This is a genomic window from Nonlabens ulvanivorans, assembly GCF_000732625.1.
In the GTDB taxonomy this organism is placed as follows: domain Bacteria; phylum Bacteroidota; class Bacteroidia; order Flavobacteriales; family Flavobacteriaceae; genus Nonlabens; species Nonlabens ulvanivorans.
In genome coordinates this window covers 24,773-45,041 of sequence record NZ_JPJI01000012.1, presented here as the reverse complement: position 1 = coordinate 45,041, position 20,269 = coordinate 24,773, and the positions used below count along the sequence as shown (strand labels likewise).

11 protein-coding genes are annotated in these 20,269 nt (G+C 35.3%); 1 reads left to right on the top strand and 10 read right to left on the bottom strand.

Annotated features, from left to right (window positions below):
• Positions 1-62 precede the first annotated feature (62 nt).
• From rhaM to IL45_RS01510, 4 genes are all read right to left on the bottom strand, one after another.
• A complete protein-coding gene (rhaM, locus tag IL45_RS01525) occupies positions 63-377 on the bottom strand; it encodes an L-rhamnose mutarotase (protein ID WP_036579456.1) in 315 nt (104 codons plus the stop codon).
• An 81-nt stretch (positions 378-458) separates the two neighbouring features.
• Positions 459-1,397 (bottom strand): T9SS type A sorting domain-containing protein, encoded by a 939-nt coding sequence (locus tag IL45_RS01520; RefSeq protein WP_081866508.1) that lies wholly within the window; start codon positions 1,395-1,397, stop codon positions 459-461.
• Positions 1,398-1,932: 535 nt separating this feature from the next.
• Positions 1,933-4,107: a beta-xylosidase gene (locus IL45_RS01515; RefSeq protein WP_036579450.1), complete on the bottom strand. Its 2,175-nt coding sequence runs from the start codon at positions 4,105-4,107 to the stop codon at positions 1,933-1,935.
• Between the two features lie 18 nt (positions 4,108-4,125).
• The gene (locus tag IL45_RS01510; RefSeq protein ID WP_036579446.1) at positions 4,126-5,520 is read right to left on the bottom strand and encodes a cellulase family glycosylhydrolase; all 1,395 of its coding nucleotides are present in this window, start codon (positions 5,518-5,520) and stop codon (positions 4,126-4,128) included.
• A gap of 191 nt (positions 5,521-5,711) precedes the next feature.
• Here IL45_RS01510 and IL45_RS01505 point away from each other — a divergent pair, with 191 nt between their 5' ends.
• Positions 5,712-6,623, top strand: a complete 912-nt coding sequence (locus IL45_RS01505) for a hypothetical protein (RefSeq protein ID WP_036579443.1) — start codon at positions 5,712-5,714, stop codon at positions 6,621-6,623.
• Positions 6,624-6,698: 75 nt separating this feature from the next.
• Here the strand turns inward: IL45_RS01505 and IL45_RS01500 are convergent, their stop codons facing one another.
• The 6 genes from IL45_RS01500 to IL45_RS01475 form a co-directional block, all read right to left on the bottom strand.
• Positions 6,699-9,554, bottom strand: a complete 2,856-nt coding sequence (locus tag IL45_RS01500; protein ID WP_036579703.1) for an alpha-L-rhamnosidase — start codon at positions 9,552-9,554, stop codon at positions 6,699-6,701.
• Position 9,555: 1 nt separating this feature from the next.
• Positions 9,556-12,819 (bottom strand): family 78 glycoside hydrolase catalytic domain, encoded by a 3,264-nt coding sequence (locus IL45_RS01495; protein WP_081866507.1) that lies wholly within the window; start codon positions 12,817-12,819, stop codon positions 9,556-9,558.
• A 45-nt stretch (positions 12,820-12,864) separates the two neighbouring features.
• Positions 12,865-14,784, bottom strand: coding sequence for a hypothetical protein (locus IL45_RS01490; protein ID WP_036579701.1), 1,920 nt, complete (start codon positions 14,782-14,784; stop codon positions 12,865-12,867).
• 267 nt (positions 14,785-15,051) lie between these two features.
• Positions 15,052-16,590 carry a T9SS type A sorting domain-containing protein gene (locus IL45_RS01485; protein WP_160165378.1) on the bottom strand — a complete coding sequence of 513 codons (1,539 nt, stop codon included), beginning with the start codon at positions 16,588-16,590 and terminating at the stop codon, positions 15,052-15,054.
• Positions 16,591-16,716: 126 nt separating this feature from the next.
• Positions 16,717-17,850 carry a glycoside hydrolase family 88/105 protein gene (locus IL45_RS01480; protein ID WP_036579431.1) on the bottom strand — a complete coding sequence of 378 codons (1,134 nt, stop codon included), beginning with the start codon at positions 17,848-17,850 and terminating at the stop codon, positions 16,717-16,719.
• A 7-nt stretch (positions 17,851-17,857) separates the two neighbouring features.
• The gene (locus IL45_RS01475) at positions 17,858-20,122 is read right to left on the bottom strand and encodes a glycoside hydrolase family 3 N-terminal domain-containing protein (protein WP_036579428.1); all 2,265 of its coding nucleotides are present in this window, start codon (positions 20,120-20,122) and stop codon (positions 17,858-17,860) included.
• Positions 20,123-20,269 lie beyond the last annotated feature (147 nt).

Here is a 20,269-nt window from a genome sequence, read left to right as displayed (position 1 = left end):
TGATACGACACAGTTGTATTCTATATAAATATTTTTATGGTATTATATTTTTTAATCCTTCCTTATTCCATGAAGAATACTTCCTCCATTGGTTTGGAAATCGGCGAATAATCTGGATTTACTTCCATAATATCAGCCATGAATCGCCACCACTTTTGGACAATTGGGTCATTAGATAAATCCTGAGAACCACCACTTCCAGATACTTTTTGAAATGCAAACAAGGTATTTGTTTCATCATCAAAAAATATGGAATACTCGCTGATGCCATTAGCTTTTAAGAGGTTTTTGAGTTCAGGCCATAGTTCATCGTGACGCTTTTTATAAGCTTCCTTCTGTCCTTCTTTAATTTTCATTTTAAATGCTAGTCGTTGCATCTGATCAAAATTTAAGATATAAAAAAATCCGCCTTTTTATTAAAAATGACGGATTTTAAATAAATCAAAAGATAATTAAAATTACTCCTTTACTATTTTTTGGCTAAAATCACTTACATTTTCACCTTGTAATTTCACAATATACATACCGTTGTTAAGTGTACTTAAATCCATAGAAAATTCAGCATCATTTTGTTCAACTTCCTTAGTTAAGACTTGCTTTCCTACTAAATCATAAATAACAACTTGTTCAACATCTCCGTTTAAACCACTCAAAGTAAAAATATCTTTCACTGGGTTATTGAAAGTTATAGAATTATTATCAAACTCATCATTGCTTAATACAGAATTTGTAGTGATTGTGATGTAGTCAAAATTAGGTCCGTTTACAACAACTCTTGATTGAATAACATAAGTACCTGCAACTAGATCAGTAGTCCCTTGTGTTGGAGATGTAAAATCCATAAACGTAAAAGAGTTACCAGTAGGCATTAAGTCCTCACTATCATCAAAACGATGTACCGTAGATAAATCTGTAACACTTCTTAAAAATAGTTGCTGTCTTTTCCCAGAACCTCCAGTAGCATATCTTAGGCTCATTGTATAATTTCCATCTTGAGCAATTTGTACCGTATACATTTGATATTCCTGTCCTTGACCATTGCTTATTGCAGTCACAGGAAGACCAGTTGAAGCATCAGTATAATCACTTATATCTACTTCTGTATTCACTCTATAAGCGCTAGTCCCAAGATTTGCAGATGATTTATCGTTATAAGTTCCTACTACTCCAGATGGAGGCGTTGTAGAATTATCATTATAGTTAGCACCATCATCAGTACCAGCAGCATCAGAACTATCAAAATTCTCACATTCTATGATGATAGAGTTGCCTGGGACAGTACTAGTAGCAGGCGCTGTACCACCAAAGGGAAATCCTAAGTATTGAGCACTTGACATGTGCAGTCCAAAAAATATAAGCCCTAATGAGCATAATGTATTAAGTAGAGATGTTTTCATAAGAATTAGTTTAAAATAATTGATTTGTTTCACACAATTTTAAAAAGATAAACGCTCATTCTTATCCTGTTCTATCCTGTATTTTATTTAGGATAAATTATTTAGGCTTTGAGTATGAATATTTCAATTTCAATTTTTTCTATTAAGCGTTCTTAATGAAAATTGCTTTGACTACTAGTTTTCACTATTCAAAATCTTGATTAATTAAAATCATGTCGTTTCATTACGCTTTCGCGAAAGCGTTAATAGGATTTCATCGATTTGCACAATTAACAGTTTGATCGATAACATATTTATTGCTCGTATTCTTCAAGTAAGAAACCTTTGTAAAATCATTTTCAGACATGGCAAACCTGAAATCAAAAAGCAATTTGACAACTACTATTCAAATCATATCAGTAAACGTATGTATGGTACCTGTGTCTATAGATTTCAATATTGAGCTATTTCAAATCTGATAACTAAATAACTTTAAGGTACTAATTGATTTGTTACTTTATCTTAGAAAAATAAAGAATCCATAACATTTCTATTTTCAATCAACTTTAAGCGTCACTTTCTTTAAATCCTCATCTATAGACGATGCTCCGACTAAAATGGTAAACGTACCAGGTTCTACAACTTTTTTCATCTCCTGATTTAAAATATTCAGTTCATCAAATCCTAGGTCAAAAGTGATCGTTCTTTTTTCACCAGGTTTTAAGGTAACACGTTCAAAACCTTTTAACATTTTAAGATATCGTCCTACAGAAGCATAATCGTCTCTCACATACATTTGTACCACTTCATCTCCTTCTCTTTCTCCAGTATTTGTAACATCTATAGAAACTGTAGTAGAGCCATCTACGTTAATGGTTGTATTCTCGAGCTTGGGCGTGCTGTATGCAAAGGTGGTATAGCTCATACCAAAACCAAATGGAAATAATGGTGATTTATCTGCATCTTTATAAAGTCCTTTTCCTGAACCTATAAAATCTGGACGCTCTAGATAAGTCACAGGAACCTGCCCCACATCACGAGGAAATGAAACGGTAAGTTTGCCTCCTGGATTAGTATCTCCAAAAATAGCATCTGCAATTGCATCACCAGAACGCATACCTAAATACCAGGTTTCTAATACAGATGGGATATTCTCTGCGATATAATTAATCGTCAACGGACGGCCATTTATTAACACCACAATTACGGGTTTTCCCGTTTTATGAATCGCTTCAACTAATTCATTTTGAACACCGTATAAATCCAGATCTGAACGGTCCACACCTTCTCCACCTGTCTTACGAGAACCTCCTACAACCAGCACGACAGCATCTGATTTTTTTGCAGCTGTTATAGCTTCTGAAAACCCTTCTTTAGAATCACTTAAGAGGTCACAACCTTGAGCATAATTTATTTTTACCTTGCCTTCTGTTTTACTCGTTAATCCTTCTAATACAGAAGTATAATATGGTGGTAATCCTGAATAACCACCTAGTAAAGAATAAGTTCCTTTTTTAGGCTGTTCCTCATGTGCGTTAGGACCTATGACCGCTAGTGATTTAATATTATTGATATCTAACGGTAGAAGATTATTATCATTTTTTAATAAGATCATGGCTTTCTTTGCCATTTCATAAGAGAATTCTTGATGTTCCTCTGTACTGGTATAAACCGTTTTAGTATCAATTTCTTTCGACTCTTCATCAAATAAACCTAATTTATATTTTGCAGTTAGAATACGAGATGCTGCTTTATCAATGTACTTTAATAAATTAGGATTCTGAGTAACTGTATCCTTCAACACTTTGGAATTATATGCTGCTAACTTCTCATTTTTACCGATGACTAAGTCCATATCGACACCTGCTTTTAAGCCTAAAATAGCTGACTCAGTTCTAGTTTCGGCAATGAAATGCATGGTTCCTAATCGAGCAATATCATTATTATCAGAAATAATAAAACCGTCAAAATCTAGCTCATCTCGTAAAACATCGTTTAGTAACCAGGTGTTCATATGATTTGGAATTCCGTTATAATCTTGATGTCCAGGCATAATAGAACCTACCTTTGCTTCTTTTATAGCCGCTTCAAAAGGTGGTAAATAAACTTCACGTAAACGACGCTCTGACATATCACTAAAACCACCATTGATTCCACGACGGTTCTCTGGATAGCCTATAAAATGCTTAGCCGTTGCAATAACATGATTCTCATCAAATCGCTCATCACCTATTCCTTGTAAACCTTCTATAAAAGCAACGCCCATTCTAGATACTAAATAAGGATCTTCTCCATAAGATTCTTCTACTCTACCATACCTTGGATCTCCAGAAATCACATCTAAATTAGGAGAATAACAATGCGTAACACCTAAAGCACGAGCCTCTATTGCTGTTTGGGAAGCCATTTTTTTAACGAGTTCAGGTTCCCAAGTAGATCCAGCAGCAATAGCCTGTGGATAAACTGTTGTATTACCATAGTAATCCAGTACAAGCCACATACCGTGTAATGCCTCAGCATACTTCATATACGGAATACCTAAGCGATCATTAGCTGGAGCATCTTGAGTCATTTCAGCGATCTTTTCATCTAATGTCATTTTGTTGATAAGGCTCTCTACTTTTTCAGCGATTTCCTTATCTTTCTCACTTATCCCTTGCTGATTACCCGACTCTGATTTACAGCCGTAACATGAGATTACAACGCATATGGCTAGCAATAATTTCTTCATTTTTCTCTTTTTAGTTTATTAGTCAAAATTTCGTAATCCTGGAACAATTTTAATATTTAAAAAAGCTTGATCTGTTGGCCATGTAAGAATTATTAATTTTTGAGTGTTGGAATCCCAAATGTAATTAGAGGGATCAAAATTACTTGGCGATTTGTAAGTTTCCAATCCTACATTTTTTAGCGGATTATAAAACATCACAATATCTGAATCTATAAGTATTGAAAACCCATCAGGATAGTGCCTATTGGCTCCAATAAAGATTTTAGATGCGCCTTTACTGTTATCTGTCTTTATTTTAAAGTCGAGTGTTCTTGTTGCATGATTAAAGAAAAAAGATTGTATGTCTCCAGCCATCGCTTGCGGAAATGGTCTAGATATTACGTCAGTGATGTATTTGCGCTCCACAGTAGCAGCATCAGTGCTATCACTAAAAATAGCCCATGTTGATGGACCACCAGGTAAAAAATTCTGCATCGATCTATTCCCAAGAAACCAAGCTTTAATGGAACCTACACCCATACGATCAAAAACCTCAGCGGTTCTAATGTACAACTCACGATATTTTAATTGTCCTAATTTACCATCGATCAATGTATCTGTTCTTGCAAATGTTGGAAAGCCCCATTCACCTATTAAAATAGGTACCTTCAACATGTCAGATTCTTTATCAAACCGATTCATATTGCGCTTTATGAAGTCAATATCGTTTTGATATATGTGCGGTGCAAAAATGATGTTTTTCCTATTTATCGGTGTTTTTATTTCTGAATACTGATTGTTGTCTATTTTCTCACCTTTATTCATAAAGATAGATTGAAACAAAATCATTTTTTCAGCATTAATTTTTTGACTTTCGTCAATAATGTTTTGATACAACGGAATAAGATATTTGTTAGTTAAGTCCTCATACGAAATATCCATCGTTAATTTTCTGGGTTCATTAACTACATCGTATCCAAAAACAGCATCGTTATCTGAAAATCGATTCCAAATTACCTTCCATGCATCGATATACGTATTGTATTCTCCTTTTTTATTGAGCCAAAATTCTTCCCAAATAAACTCATCCACACCATAAACCGTCATTTTAAAAACGGTTTTAATCCCATGAACTCTACCAAGATCAACAAGCGTGTCTAATTTTTTAAGATAATCTAGTTCTAGTTGACCTCCCGGAAAGTAACTTAGTTTACCTAATTCTAAGCGGATTACTTGCATATTAGCACCCATTCTGACCATTCTGGCATAGTCATCATTATTAAAAAAAACTTCGCCTTTATGATCGTTTGTATTAACTACAAAACCTCTAGGAATGATATGGCGTCCTACGTCATCTCTTAAACCATGTTTAATTTGAGCTGATGATCCTATAAAAATGCAAAACAACAATACAGTTAGTAAAAAAGGTTTCATTGAATAAGTATTATAAATCCAAAGCAATATAAATGATGTCAATTTCATTATTACCCTGCACTATATGGTACTGACTTACCACAGGTGATAAGCATTCAAAGTATAAAATCACAATATCAGTATAACCAATCAGTATTGTTCAGGATAGATCATATTAGTACAGCGATTATATTTGATAAAAAGTAAAAATTATGAGAAAATTAAAATATAATACTACTAGAGTAATTTTAATGATTGCTTTTATAAGTCTCTCAGCATGTTCTTCAGAAGATGCAATGATCGAGGAAGAACAAGTTATTCCTGATCCAGACCCAGTAGCTCAGACTGATGAAGACACAGGACCTGTAGTTGATTGTACTAACCAAGGTACTAACCCCACTAGAGACACTGATATACCTAACCCAAGAAACATCGGTGATATTGACGACAGAAGTTGCTATGCCAACTATTCTGAAAGTTCTATACTCGGGAAGTTTTGGGGTATCTATAATATTACAGATGGTTCCAATCATATGGACGCACCAAACACATTACAGCCTAGGATAGAACGTTCCTTGAGCAGGTCACAAGCTACTGGTGCTGGAAGTTATGCTAGATTTAGAGGAGTTTTAAGAATTTTAGAAGTTGGAGACACGGGAACTTTTAGTAGTTCTGGGAGCTACTTTATGCAGGCTAAAGGCAAACACACAGGTGGTGGTGGGTCGCCGGATCCTGCGATCTGTTTATATAGAGCACATCCTGTATATGGTGACGACGGTAATGGAAACCAAGTACAAGTATCTTTCGATATATGGCGAGAGCAAATCAATTTTAGAGGAGGTTCAGGTTCTGCTGGAAGAACTGAAGTTTTTCTTAAAAATGTATTAAAAAACGAACAGATAGACATTGAGTTAGAAGTTGGGTTTAGAGATGACCCTAACAATCCTGGTCAAACATTGCACTATGCAGATGCAAAAATTGGCGGTGAGGAATTTAACTGGAATATCCCTGAACCAGAAAGAGGAATAGAATCAGGTATTAGATATGGTGCCTACCGTGTTAAAGGTGGTAGAGCTCAGTTTAGATGGGCTAATACTAGCTATACAAAAGATGAGGTAAACTAATTTATGAGAAAGTGCAAATAAAAAAAGGTTGGGGATAATCCAACCTTTTTTTATTTATTAAATACTACTAGAAACCTAATCATTAATTTGTTTAAGGTATTCAATTTCATATTTCCCTGAACCCAAAATCACAGCTCCATATATAATTTCCATTGTATTTTGCTTTTTAAAATTTTTAAGCGATTCTTCATTTATTTTTAATGATTCAAATTCTGAATCTGTTAAATCAACTTTTGCTTTGGTGTTAAATGGAACATAAAGGTTCATAGTTAAAAGACCATTGTTAACTTTCCAATCATTTTTTATCGCACCATACGGTGTAGGAACAGAAACTGTTGTACTGCTTATTTCACTTGGAAATTCGGGATTAACAGTAAACATTTTATATCCGGGCTGAGACTCCGAAGTGGTAATACCTCCTAAAGATTCATAAAAATAAGCTGCAAATCCACTATGCATCGGATGATTTAATGAATTGGTTGGACCTTCCATATCTTCCCATATAAACTGGCGTTCTGGCCAAGTTGTGAAACCTGAGTTCATCACATAAGTCTGACTAGGAAAATCTGGTGTGGTTAGTATTTGATAAGCTAAATCTGCCTTTCCGTATTTGGATAAAACGGTATAGATATATCTGTTACCATGGATTCCGGTGGAATGATGCACACCTTTTACTTCAATAATATCGTGAACCAAACCATTGACAACCGTTTCAATTTTATCTTCTGGCACCATATTAAATTGTAAAGCTTGGACAGTAGCTGTCTGACTTTGATACCACTGGTGATTTGTATTAGGAATATTAACTAAAAACTCCTTGTTAAACGCCTTTTTCAAAGCCTCTTTCTCCTGTTTCATTTTTACTTCATAAACTCCATCATTATTCATTCTTGCAAAACGTTCCATAATTCCTAAAACATCATAGAAATAGGCGTTAGCAGAAATGATAGGATCGCATTCCATAGCACTCGGGTTTTTTCTTCTATCCCAAAGTGGTGGGCACCAGTCACCCATACCATCTTGCATAATCCCATTGTCATCTTTGAAATTCAAGTAAAAATCAGTTAAGTTTTTCATATCGCTATAGTACTCTTTAACAATCGCATCATCACCATAATGTAAATAATTATACCATGGTAAATACATGGTTGCCACGCCCCAGTCTATTTTAGCATAAGTGGACGTTCGTTTTCCAGGTGCGATCATCGTAGGTACTTGAAAATTAGTTTCTGGATTATTATGCCCTTTAGTCGCTCGCATTTGTGTACGGATATCTTCCATATACTTTTTATAGAAATCGTACATGTCATAATTATATAAAGCATATTCACAAAAAGCGTGCGCATCACCTAACCAACCGCATTTTTCGCGATGCGGACAGTCTTCTGGAATCCCGTGTAAATTATCTACTATCGTCCATTTACTGATCGTATGCATTTTGTTGAATAAGGCATCAGATGATGTAAAACTTCCTGTTTCTTCTACATCAGTAGCTACTAATACTGCCTTAATCATATCTACATTTGGTTTTCTAGAAACACCTTTAATTTTTGCATATCTAAATCCGTGGTAACTGAATTTTGGTTCCCAAGATTCTATGCCATCTCCTTTACAGATGTATTTGTAAATCTGTGGCATTCCATTAGCACCACCACCTGTAGAACCTTTAAAAATATCTTCTCCATTGGTTAACAAAGCTTCCGTAGTAACGATTTCAATCAACTGGTTTTTCTTTTCTTGCACATTGATTTTCACCCAACCTGCAATGTTTTGCCCAAAATCTACAATCCAATCACCATCAGCACCTTTAAAAACCTTTTTTGGTTCTAGTTCCTTTAGTTTTTTTATTGGTGGTATTTGTTGTGCACTTATGGTTTTTAATTTTGGGGATGTTACCATTGTATTTCCCCAAGAGCTATCATCATAACCTACGCTAGACCAATCACCTAATTCGAAATTGGCATCGTAAGTATCACCTCCATAAATATTATTGAACACAATGGGACCTGTCGCTTCTTTCCAGGTTTCATCAGTATAAAAATCAGCTTCAGAGTCGTCTTCATAGATTAACTTCACTAATAGTTTAACCGTAGGTGGACCATAAGCTAAATCTTTGTCTGATTCTGGATCGCGTTTCCAAGAAATATTTTGTCCGTAAAACCCATTACCTAAAATAATTCCGATTGCATTCTTTCCTGTTTTTAGTTCTTCGGTAATATCATAATTTACGTAATACGCCTGTTTATCATAATTTGATGGTGCTGGGTCTAACACATGATCGCCTACTTTTTCACCATTTAAATAAAATTCATAATATCCCAATCCACAGATATAGGCTTGAGCATTTTTAATTTTCTTAGTTATATCAATTTCATTTCTAAAGTAACTTGCCGCAAAACCATCAACAGCTAGTGGTTCTTTCATCCGTCCTGTTTTGTAATCTCTGAAACGATGCGTCGATGTTCTAGTATCCTTATTTAAAGTAATCCATTTAGAATCTCCCCAATTAGTTTTATTCAATATTCCCATTTCAAATTTCTGGATTTGGGACCAATTAGAAGCAACGCCTTCATTATCTGAAATCTTTACTTTCCAGAAGTAATTATGCAAGGCTTGAAGATCTTCCCCTTGATATTTTACAAAGGTTGATTGGTCACTTTCTACCTTTTTAGAATTCCATACATCGGCATCATTCTCATTTAATTTATCTTCAGAGGTTGCTACCAGAATATGATACGATGATTGTGATTTATTATAACCATCAGCTTCAACTATCCATGAAAATAATGGCTGTTTACTTTCAACAGTTGATGGATTCTCTTTAAAGTTGACTAATAATTTTTGAAAAATCAGCGTGTTATTTTCTTCATTGTTTTTATCGCATGAAATACATAAAGCAAGTAATAAAAATAAGATAGCTTGTTTTGTCATTTTAAAAATTGTTTTCAAAGGTATTTGTATTAAAAATTTCAAGCTCTTTAATTGATGGTGGTTGTTTAGCATCCACAATAAAAATTCTGAATTTTGAAGCTACAATCGCATCAAATTGATGGGTTTTATTGGCACCACAAGAACTTCCTGACTGTATATCTTTCCATTCTGAATTATCCCAATATTGAAGTTTGTAAGAGGTTATGTTATTTTCAAATTCATCAATAATCACTTGATTAAAGGTTTGCGGTTTCACCCATTCTACTTCTAGGTATTGATCTGCAGTTTCGGTAGCTAGCCAGCGTGTTTCCTCGTCGTCGTCATTAACTCTAAACGCCTCAAAAACGGGTAGTTTTTCAGATTGAATAAACATAGACGACGCATTTACTCGTCCTAATTTCGCCAAATTCTTTAAATCATTTAAAGGCTCTGGAAATTGTATTACCGGTAATTCGTCTACTTTAAAATCATAGATTCCTGATGACACGTTAAAAATCACATAATTGCCTACCGCTTTGTTTTTTTCTGTTCCTATAAACTTGATATATTCCGCTTTCGCGAAAGCGTCAACAGGATTACCACTTTCCTGTATAACATCCTTACTCGTAGCCGGAAGATATATTTGAGCGCTTGTATTTGCAGGGATTTCAATATGAAATGTAGCGGTATTATCTTCTTTTTTCCAGTTCACGACTATGTTTCCATACATAGATTCATATTCGGTATTTGCAAAGGTTAAATCTCCCACAGGTGCAGGTTTAATAATCATATGTTGCATTCCTAAATGTTCAGAGTTTGGTCGAATGCCACCAAAACCTTTTATGAAATAGCCTCCAATTCCGGTATAACAGGTGTGTATTTGACTATTACCTACCGCTGACCAACGTTCCGGCCAAACGGTTTTGCCTTGCTCTAAAAAGTAACCATAGCTTGGGTGATGCTTGTCTCTTAACAACTCATAAATTAAATCCATGCGTTCACCTGATTCTGTGAAATATCGTGTGTACAAGGCTTGCCCAGAACTACCTGTATCGTAATATGGAAATTTATACAACACATTATCAACTAGGTTTGCAGTTACTTTTTCCTTCTCAGATTCAGGTGTCACACCAGAGACTAATGCAAAGGCTTGATCTACCTGATAGCCTTTTATGTATTTGCCAGTTTCTGAATTGTAAGACAATTTATGAGTCGCTTCTCGCTGAACTTTTAAACGATCTTTAAATGTTTTAGCATCGTCTGTTTTACCTAAAGTTTCTGAAATATGCATAGCATTTTCTAGCATGAACGCATACAGACAATTATTAAAATGAACTGCTTCTGGCGAGTTACTGCTGGTCCAGAAATTACCACGAGGTGTGCACCAATCGCCTAATCCTGGGAATTCTCTTAAGCCTTGTGTTCCTGCTTTTATGGCACCTCCTGTTTCATAATTTGAATTTTCGAGCAACCATGTCATCCATTTCTGCATGGATTCATAATTGTCCTCCAACACCTTTTTATCACCTAACATTCTATAGGTTTCCCAAACGGTTAATGGATTATTTGCTTTCCACATTAAGAATGGACGGTCTTCTTCGTTAATGACAGCTCGTGTTCTACCATCAGGAAATTGTGCATCTCTGGTAAATTGTAGATATTGATCCATATAGGCACCACTCTCAAAATTAGGTAAGGCATCACCATACATTGCAGCTACTGTAACTTCTCCCCAACCTCGGCGTTCTCGATGTGGACAATCGACCAAAATACCATCCATAGTATTGGCTAAATAAGTATTTAGATTGATTTGATAAATTTGATTCAATTGCTCACTTGAAGATTCGAATTTGCTGATTTGCTCTCTATCATTGGTAATAACGTAGCCCTTTGCATCTTCTAGTTTAGGCTCATATTTTAAACCGTGAACTGTAATCCATCGCCCACCAGCAACATTAAATCGATTTTGGAATTTTCCCTTTCCTGATTTCCCAAAGATGTACTTACTCTTTTGATTCCAATTAGACCTCACTTCTGTTCTATCTGTAATTTCAAATAGAATAGAATCGCCTTCAATGCCATTATACAAGTCCATTTCAAAAAATCCGGTGTAGTTTTCGCCCATATCAATGCGATAGGTACCATCATGATTTTTATCTACTGCTATGGCTTTAAGCTCCTTAAATTTTACCTGAGGTTCTACCATTTGAGCGCTTAACTGAGCCGTGATAGGCTTATATAACGCACGTACTTCTCTATTTTTTCTGCTATTCAATGCAAAACTAATATTATTGCCTTCAGGAATTTGAGCGTTTAAAATCTCATGATTGTAAACACTTGCATTCATCCAGTTGCTATCATCATATGCTACTGTATTCCAATCGTCCTCTCGGTTTCTATCGTCGATGGTTTCACCACCAAAACGTAAGATATCCCAATCGCCATAATATTCAGTATGGCTTTTTTTAGTTTTCCAAGTGGTGTCAGATTTTAAGGTAATTTGCTTGCCTCCTGCTACAATTTCGGCTTGTGCTTTAAATACAAAAGGGATATTTCTGTATTCACTAATACGTCTCCAACGTGACCATCCTGCAGCATGCCAAATCGCTATGACATTATCTCCTTCTTTTAATTGGTCAGAAATATCGTAGGTTAAATAGGCTATCCTTTTTTTCATGTAGGTTGACACTGGATTCATCACATTCTGAGTGATTTTTTCTCCATTCACATACAATTCGTGATACCCAAAAGACCCTACAAATACAAATGCCGATTCAGCATCATCTGAAAGTGTTACATTTTTTCGGTACCAATTGTGGTCCGTTTTTTTCTGGTCGGACTTTAGAATCCAGTCGCCTTTCCAATCCGATTGTTGTAATAAACCCATTGAGAATTTGCCGTAATCACTCCAGTTTGAAACGACACCATCCTTGTCCCAAATCTTTACTTTCCAGAAATACTGTTTTGCAGATTCTAGTACTGTGCCTCGATAGGTATTATTTACAGATTGATTGGATTCTACCTTACCAGAATCCCAAACATCGCCTGTATTATCATTTAACAGCTCTAAACTACTCGCTACTAATATTTGATAAGCAGTTTGTTTTTGTCCTCTGGTTTGATGGTATTCTGTGAGTTTCCAACTTAATCTAGGTGCAGTATTATCTATACCTAATGGGTTAGTACGGTATTCACATTTAAGGTCTGATATTGAGACTTTTGAATTTGAACTGCAGCTTGTTAGGCATATTACCACCGTAAGCAGTAGTAGTTTGAATAACTTCATATAGATATGTTGATTTACTTGATTGGCTTTTGGCTACATAAAACATCAACTTACTGATACAGAAATTTCTAAAACTTCATTTGTTTCCTTATCAAAGTATGCTTCAATAGGAATAGCTTCCACACCTGGCACCATATTAAAGGTTCTACTTCCAGCCATTTCTTTTATTTTTAAAGGGACATTAGCTTTAATCGTCACTACAGCTTCTGGTTTCTGAATTGTGATTTCTGAATCGGAAACGTGAGTAACGACTTCGTTATTTGGCGAGACTATAGGCAATACAAAAGCCGTTTGCGCTGTAATATCTTGTTTTGTAGTTACTTTAATTTCTGTTTTATCTACAGCACATTTGTAAGTGATATCAAAAGCAGATGCTGTTCCTTCTACTTCTTTTCTATTCACATTTTTCAGTTTTACATCTGCTATTATTTTAATAATATCACCTGTATCTTCTGAAGCTACCGTTGCTGGTAAATCATATAAATTAGTGTACCACACATCGTCTTTAAACACCTCAACACGTGGTGTTAAACAGATATCTTTATTAGGTTGTACTTGTTGATTGTTTTTTTCTACTAGCGCATATTCTGCCATGCTTGCTGCACATAGCAATCCTACTTTATCATGATATAAAACGCCTAAAGCACCACCAGATGCCTGACGATAATCTTCCTTATAATGATACTCTGCATCATAAGCACTCACGGTTCCTCTCCAATCTCCTCTAGCAAATAAGAACACATCTAAATCTTTAAAATGTGTAACACCATCTGCTGTAGCTCTTGGTAGACTAGTATTTGCATTTATTTCTGGTAAATGATCCCAATGGTCTAATAATGCCGCTAATGGTTTTGCATGTGTAAAGGTATGATGCACACATGGTGGAATTCCTGCTTCTATAAAACCAAGACCGCCATGGATTAATCCATCTGCAGTGCAACGTTGTAATAGTTCGGTATTTTTTACTGCTGCCGTTCCAAATGCAGGATTGATGTGCGCCATCATCCCAAAGGCTGGCTGGCTACCATCACAGGTTCTGCTTCCCCAATAGCTCCACTTGTACATTCTATTTCCCCAACTATTATCCCATGCGCCATCTGGCAACATAAATTCTAAGTGACTATTTAGAGATTTGGTTAAGATTTCTAATAGCTCTTCATCCTTCTCTTTGAGCGCATACATCACTAAACTATTCAGCGTCTCTTCTACATTATATCCTAAATCAACACCGTGCAGTCCTTTTTCACTTAATTTGCTCGAGCTTTTTTTACATTCTCCAAAAAGTAAGCCTTCATTAGGTGTAAAATAGTCTTTTACTTGAGAAGCTAGTGTTTTACTCTTGACTTTAAAATCAGTTCTATTTAACACATCACCTATTAAGTTTAATCCATAAACCGCTGTTCCTGGATAATTAATGTTAGTAAAGTCTATGGTAAAGGTGTCGTAAATATACTGACCTGCTTTATCCAGACGATTAGTCCAAGCCGTGCGCGTGTCTTCATCTAAAACGTGTCCATGATAATGCAATGCTTCTGCTAGAGCGATAGCTCCAAAAATGGTAATCCCTTTCCAAGATTTTGGGTTACGTATTACCGTCCACGCGCCATTTTCTTGAGAGACATTATTTTCTGCCCAGGTCATTACTAATTTAGCACCTTCTATATACTTTTTATCACCTGTTTTATCTGCCATGTATAAAAACGGATATACGGCATCCATACAACGTCCGTGGATATGAGAACACGACGGACAACCTAATGCACCATGCACCTCTAAATTAGAAGGATCATTAATCTGTACGTTTAACATTCCATCACTCCAGCGCTTCAACAAACCTGTGATTAAATTTTTAAATTCTAAAGAATGCTCAGGATGGCTCGTACAAGAATGTAATAATCCTGAAATAGGAAGTGATAAGCCTACGCCTGCTATTGCAGAAAATTTTATAAAGTTTCGTCTTTTCATGTGTGTTTCATTAAGCAATATTCAAGTTAAGATTAGCATTCAAAACACCCATCCTGTTTTGTCCTGTGGTTATGAGTCTAAGCAAAAGAAAAGCTTAGAGACGTTAAAGACTATAAGGTCTGTTGTTTATTACGCTTTCGCGAAAGCGTAATACAAAGAAGCCACAAGTCCAGCACAATCATGGTTCTTTCACTCGCGGAAATTATAAAAAACAAAAGTCAAACAAATTAATGTTTGACTTTAAGTTTTACGAAATTTTAGAAATCTCTAATTTACAATGAGCTTGGTTTGATAAACCTTGTTATCATTTGCGGTGACACTAATGATATACATACCTGAATCAAAGTTATCCATGTTATCTATGTGGATACTTGACTCATTTGTCTTTTGTTCGTATACCAACATTCCTAAAAGGTTGAAAATTTGAACTTTCTCAGCACTAATATTATCTAAGGATATTGTAAAGCCATCAACCGTAGGGTTAGGATACACACCTACAGAAGCAATTTGCTGACTATCAACACTTAAAGTAGTGGATTCAAGATTCCATTTACTTCTATCATCTATATTAGCTGAATGTGTTATCATATTATTGGTATCATGATATAAAAACCTACCCAGATTACGTGTTTCAAAACTAACAGTTCCATCATTATTATCAATAACAGTCCATACTTTATCTGTATCTGTATTTGGCGGTGAAAAATTTGTACTTACTAATCCTGGATTTGACGATCCACCAGTAAATCTTATTATTCCTCTAACTTGACTATCGATATTGACATAGCTAGAGCCAGATCCAGCTGAGATTATCTCCCATTCTTTATCTGAACCAGTTCCTGACGTACTTGCGATAATGCTTGAACCTGATGATGTTAAATATTCTCCAGTCTCTACATTTTTTATCCTGTAAATATCTGCTGCAGGGATAGTACTATTATCTACAACTTCTACTTTCTGATAAGTCGTATTTGCCCATCTCATTTGTGCTCTTCCTCCTTTTACACGGTAAACCCCATATCTGATACCAGATTCTCTTCCTCGTTCTGGTTCCGGAATATTCCAATTAAATACTTGACCACCTATGATAGCATCAGAATAGTGTATTTTTAAATTAGGATCATTAGGATCTTGTCTAAATCCTACTTCTAATTCTATATCAATTATTTCATCTTTTAAAACATTTCTAAGAAAGACCTCGGTTCTTCCAGCTGCTCCGGATCCACCTCTAAAATTGATCTGTTCCCTCCAAATATCAAATGATACCTGTACTTGATTACCATTAGCGTCAGGTCCATAAACTGGTCTTGCTAAATACAAACAGATCGCCGGATCATTTGATCCACCACCGCCCGTGTGCTTACCTTTGGCCTGCATCAGATAACTTCCAGTACTACCGAAAGTACCGGTATTACCAACTTCAAGAATTCTCAATGTCCCAGTGAATCGCGCATAACTTCCCACACCAGTTTCTTGAGACCTTGATAATGATCGCTCTATTCTAGGTTGTAATGTGTTAGGTGCATCCCAATGATTAGAATTAAAGGTTATGTTATATGCTCCCCAAGTTTCTCCATAAACACTAGTTTCATAATAATCTGCATAACAGGTTCTATCATCAACAGTACCCACATTATCAGGATTGGCTATATCTACATCTCTAGTCGTATTATTTTGAAAAACACCTGAGCTAGGACAAGCTATACTAGAATTTGTATCCTCATCAGGCGCTGTTTGAGCCATCATTGACACTGTAAATAGCATCAATGCAAACAATGGTAAATAATTCAATAATTTTTTTTTCATGTGTCCTGAATATAAAGATCCTTTAATTAAAGATTTAAAGATGAATAAATCTTTAAAAAACACCATCCTGAACTATGCTGATTTTAACGGAAATACACTATAATTTGTCTAATTGATTGAATAACATTATCTCATTTTTAGAATTTCACTTCCAGCTAACAAAAAAGCTCCAGTTCCAAAATTCTGATAACTATCCTTAGAAGCTGGCTCTGGAAAAGCACCTATGTTTTGTACCCAACCTACACGACCATCATCATGCTGACAATTAGCCATAGCTTTCCACGCTTTCTTAACGGCAGGTGTATATTTTTTATCTATTAAACCTTTATTAATTCCCCAAGCCAAAGCAAAAGTATGGAAAGCACTACCACTAACCTCACCGTGATCGTAAGATTCTGGACTTAACAAACTTGTTCTCCATAAACCATCTTCTGGTTGAATTTCTAATATTCTACTAGCCATTTCTTTATACAAGTTCACGTAGAAATCTCTATGCTTGTAGTCTTCTGGCATATCCTCTAGCAATAATGCTAAACCGCCGATTACCCATCCATTTCCTCTAGACCAAAATACTTTTTCACCATTTGGTTCTTTTTTGTCTTCATCATCACCGTCCCAAACAAATCTTGAATCTCTTGCAAATAACTTTTCTTCTTTATCATACAATCTGTTATAGGTTTCCATATAATATTTGTGCATTTCGTCTAGATACTCAGGTTGCTCTGACTGTTTTGCATACAAATTAATTACAGGTGGTGCCATAAATAAAGCATCACACCACCACCATAAAATGGTTTTGTCTTCTTTACTTCTATTAGTTCCTGCTTTCCAAGCATTATCCTCATACAAATGTGTATCTAAAAACTTTTTCGTAGGCTCTAAATCTGAAAAATTCCTTCGTTTTTCGTTTTCAGCTACATACAAATAGCTATATGAAATAGCGACATCATCAGCATGATACAAACGTGTGTATGGTTGCCAATTATTAGCCACTGCTTGATTTTTTAACGCAGCCATATACATCATGTTTTTAGTCGTATGATGTGCTCTTGCAACACCTGTATAGTATGCACCATTAGTCCAGTCTGTAGGATGTATAGCAAAAATAGGGTGTGCTTCTTGCCACTCTAGTGCTTTTATCATAGAAGTTTTTATATAATCTTCATTAAAAACATCCTTCTCCTCTAATGGTGTTTTTTCAGTATCAGTACAACTATAAAGGCTTAATAAAGTAACCAGTAATAAGATTGATTTATTCATTGTAAATCTATTTTTTTAATTTGAATGTGGTTTCCAAATAATCTTGAGAAGAAGTCCCCAATTTAACGGTGTAATCTCCGGCTTCTAACACTTTCTTCATAGAAATCCCTGTGAACTCTAACATTTTAGGAGTGATGGTAAATGTGACTGTTTTGCTTTCGCCAGCATCTAATTCTATTTTTTCAAAGCCTTTAAGTTCTTTATCTGGTCTAGTAACAGAACCTATCTCATCTTTAATATACATTTGAACTACTTCTTTAGCTTTTATGTTACCATTGTTAGTTACTTTAACGCTCACCGTAAGCTCTGTTTCTCGAGTTATTTCTCCACTAGAAATTGAGATATTAGAATATTCAAAATCGCCATAGCTTAAACCATGACCAAAAGGATACAATGGTCCTTTTCCTAAGAATAAATATTCTTTTTTATAATTAATCTCTTTCATGCTATAGTGATAAGGCAACTGACCTATGGATCTTGGAATAGTCACTGGAGATTTACCTGAAGGAGACACATCACCAAAAATAATCTTAGCTGTAGATTCATCTCCAAATTCACTTAAATCCCAAGTATCTAGGATCGCATCTGCTTCTGAAGCTATGGTATTAATAGACAGTGTTCTTCTATGTTTTAAGACTACAATTACTGGTTTGCCTAACGTTTTGATTTTTTCTACCAGCTCATTTTGTGGACCAACTGGATCAATCGTAGCTCTATCTCCTAAGGTACTATTACTAAAATATGCTTCCTTAGCGGTAAACTTGTCACCTCCAAGAAACAAAACAATTACATCAGCAGATTTTGCTGTGTTTACTAATTTAGCAATCGCCTTTGGGTCTCTTTCTAACAATTCTGGCGCACCACCTTTTTCATTAGTTAACTGAAAACCTTTTTCTGCAACAAACTTAATATTCGGACCTGAAACTGACTCAAACATCTCTTTCGTATTCTCCTTCAATAAAGGTCCTAAAAGTGCTACTTTAGTTGATTTTTCCTTGCTTAAAGGCAAGGTTTTATTTTCATTTTTTAATAAAATAATAGATTCTAAATCCGACTCTTTTGCCAGTTCCAATGATGCAGCAGATCGAACACCTTTTTTAGTTTCTTCAATATCGATATATGGATTATCAAATAATCCTAAAATGAATTTTGTTCTTAATACACGACGTACTGAACGGTCGATTAACTCTTCTAAATCCGGATTATTCTTTACCATTTCTGGTAAATATGAATAAGAATCCTCTGCATATAAATCGATATCAATTCCAGCTTCTAGACCCATTTGAGCTGCGGCTTCTGGACTTTCAGCTACTTTCATAAAATAAAATAATCGTGCAATATCATTAGAATCAGATACTACATAACCTTCAAATCCCCATTGATCGCGAAGCACACCGGTTAATAATTCTGGATTACCATGACTCGCAACACCATTTAAATCTCCATGTGAAGCCATAATTCCCAACGTATTAGCTTCCTTTACAGCGGCCTCAAACGGCGGATAAATTTCATCGATAAGTGTTCTTTCAGAGATCTCGATCGCAGCAAAGTTAGAGCCACCTAGCACTTGTCCATATCCTGCAAAATGTTTTGCAACCGCACCGATATGCGTTCCTTTTCCCAGTCCTTCATAATCACCTTGCACACCTTTAATTGCACTAACTACCATTTGTGTTGTCAGATAAGTATCTTCACCAAACGCTTCACTCATTCTACCAAATCGAGGATCACGTACAATATCTGCCTCTGGCGAGTGACACATGTGCATACCTCTCAATCGTGCTTCTCTACCTACTACATCCCACTGACGTTGCACTAATTCTGGGTTAAATGATGCTGCAGATGTCATAGGACGGCCAAATTTGGTACAACCTTCTGCATCTACACCATTGTAAGATTCCGTCACAAACAATGCTGGAATGCCCCATCGATTATTCTCGATAATATATTTTTGAAGTTCGTTATTTAATTTTGCAGCTGCAACAGGATCAATATGCTCGCCTGGATTTTTAATTCCTGCAATTCCTAGTTTTAGTTTTTCAATAACTTTTTTAGAAAGTTTCAAATTGCCGTTTTCATCTGGTTTAGTACCGATATTGGCATGAAAAATTCTCATTTGTGCTACTTTCTCTTCAATAGATAATTTTGAAAGTAATGCTTCTACTCGTTCATCAATTGATAAAGAACCATCTTTATAATCATTAGAGCTAGATTGTTGAGTATTACATGACACTACGATTAAAAGTGCTGCTAAAAAAATTAATTTCTTCATTGGTCTTTACTTTTATGATAAGTTTATCTCATTCATGCACTGCATTGAAATATAAATACGAGCCATTAATCTTCTTAATATCACTATTGAATTCCAGAAGAAATTTTTCCTTAAAGATCATATTTAAGTTAAAACGTGGTGTATACA

What these genes read in the sequence shown, in the direction of transcription:
- rhaM (WP_036579456.1), bottom strand. Translation starts at nt 377, where the DNA reads ATGCAACGACTAGCATTTAAAATGAAAATTAAAGAAGGACAGAAGGAA.
- IL45_RS01520 (WP_081866508.1), bottom strand. Translation starts at nt 1,397, where the DNA reads ATGAAAACATCTCTACTTAATACATTATGCTCATTAGGGCTTATATTT.
- IL45_RS01515 (WP_036579450.1), bottom strand. Translation starts at nt 4,107, where the DNA reads ATGAAGAAATTATTGCTAGCCATATGCGTTGTAATCTCATGTTACGGC.
- IL45_RS01510 (WP_036579446.1), bottom strand. Translation starts at nt 5,520, where the DNA reads ATGAAACCTTTTTTACTAACTGTATTGTTGTTTTGCATTTTTATAGGA.
- IL45_RS01505 (WP_036579443.1), top strand. Translation starts at nt 5,712, where the DNA reads ATGAGAAAATTAAAATATAATACTACTAGAGTAATTTTAATGATTGCT.
- IL45_RS01500 (WP_036579703.1), bottom strand. Translation starts at nt 9,554, where the DNA reads ATGACAAAACAAGCTATCTTATTTTTATTACTTGCTTTATGTATTTCA.
- IL45_RS01495 (WP_081866507.1), bottom strand. Translation starts at nt 12,819, where the DNA reads ATGAAGTTATTCAAACTACTACTGCTTACGGTGGTAATATGCCTAACA.
- IL45_RS01490 (WP_036579701.1), bottom strand. Translation starts at nt 14,784, where the DNA reads ATGAAAAGACGAAACTTTATAAAATTTTCTGCAATAGCAGGCGTAGGC.
- IL45_RS01485 (WP_160165378.1), bottom strand. Translation starts at nt 16,590, where the DNA reads ATGAAAAAAAAATTATTGAATTATTTACCATTGTTTGCATTGATGCTA.
- IL45_RS01480 (WP_036579431.1), bottom strand. Translation starts at nt 17,850, where the DNA reads ATGAATAAATCAATCTTATTACTGGTTACTTTATTAAGCCTTTATAGT.
- IL45_RS01475 (WP_036579428.1), bottom strand. Translation starts at nt 20,122, where the DNA reads ATGAAGAAATTAATTTTTTTAGCAGCACTTTTAATCGTAGTGTCATGT.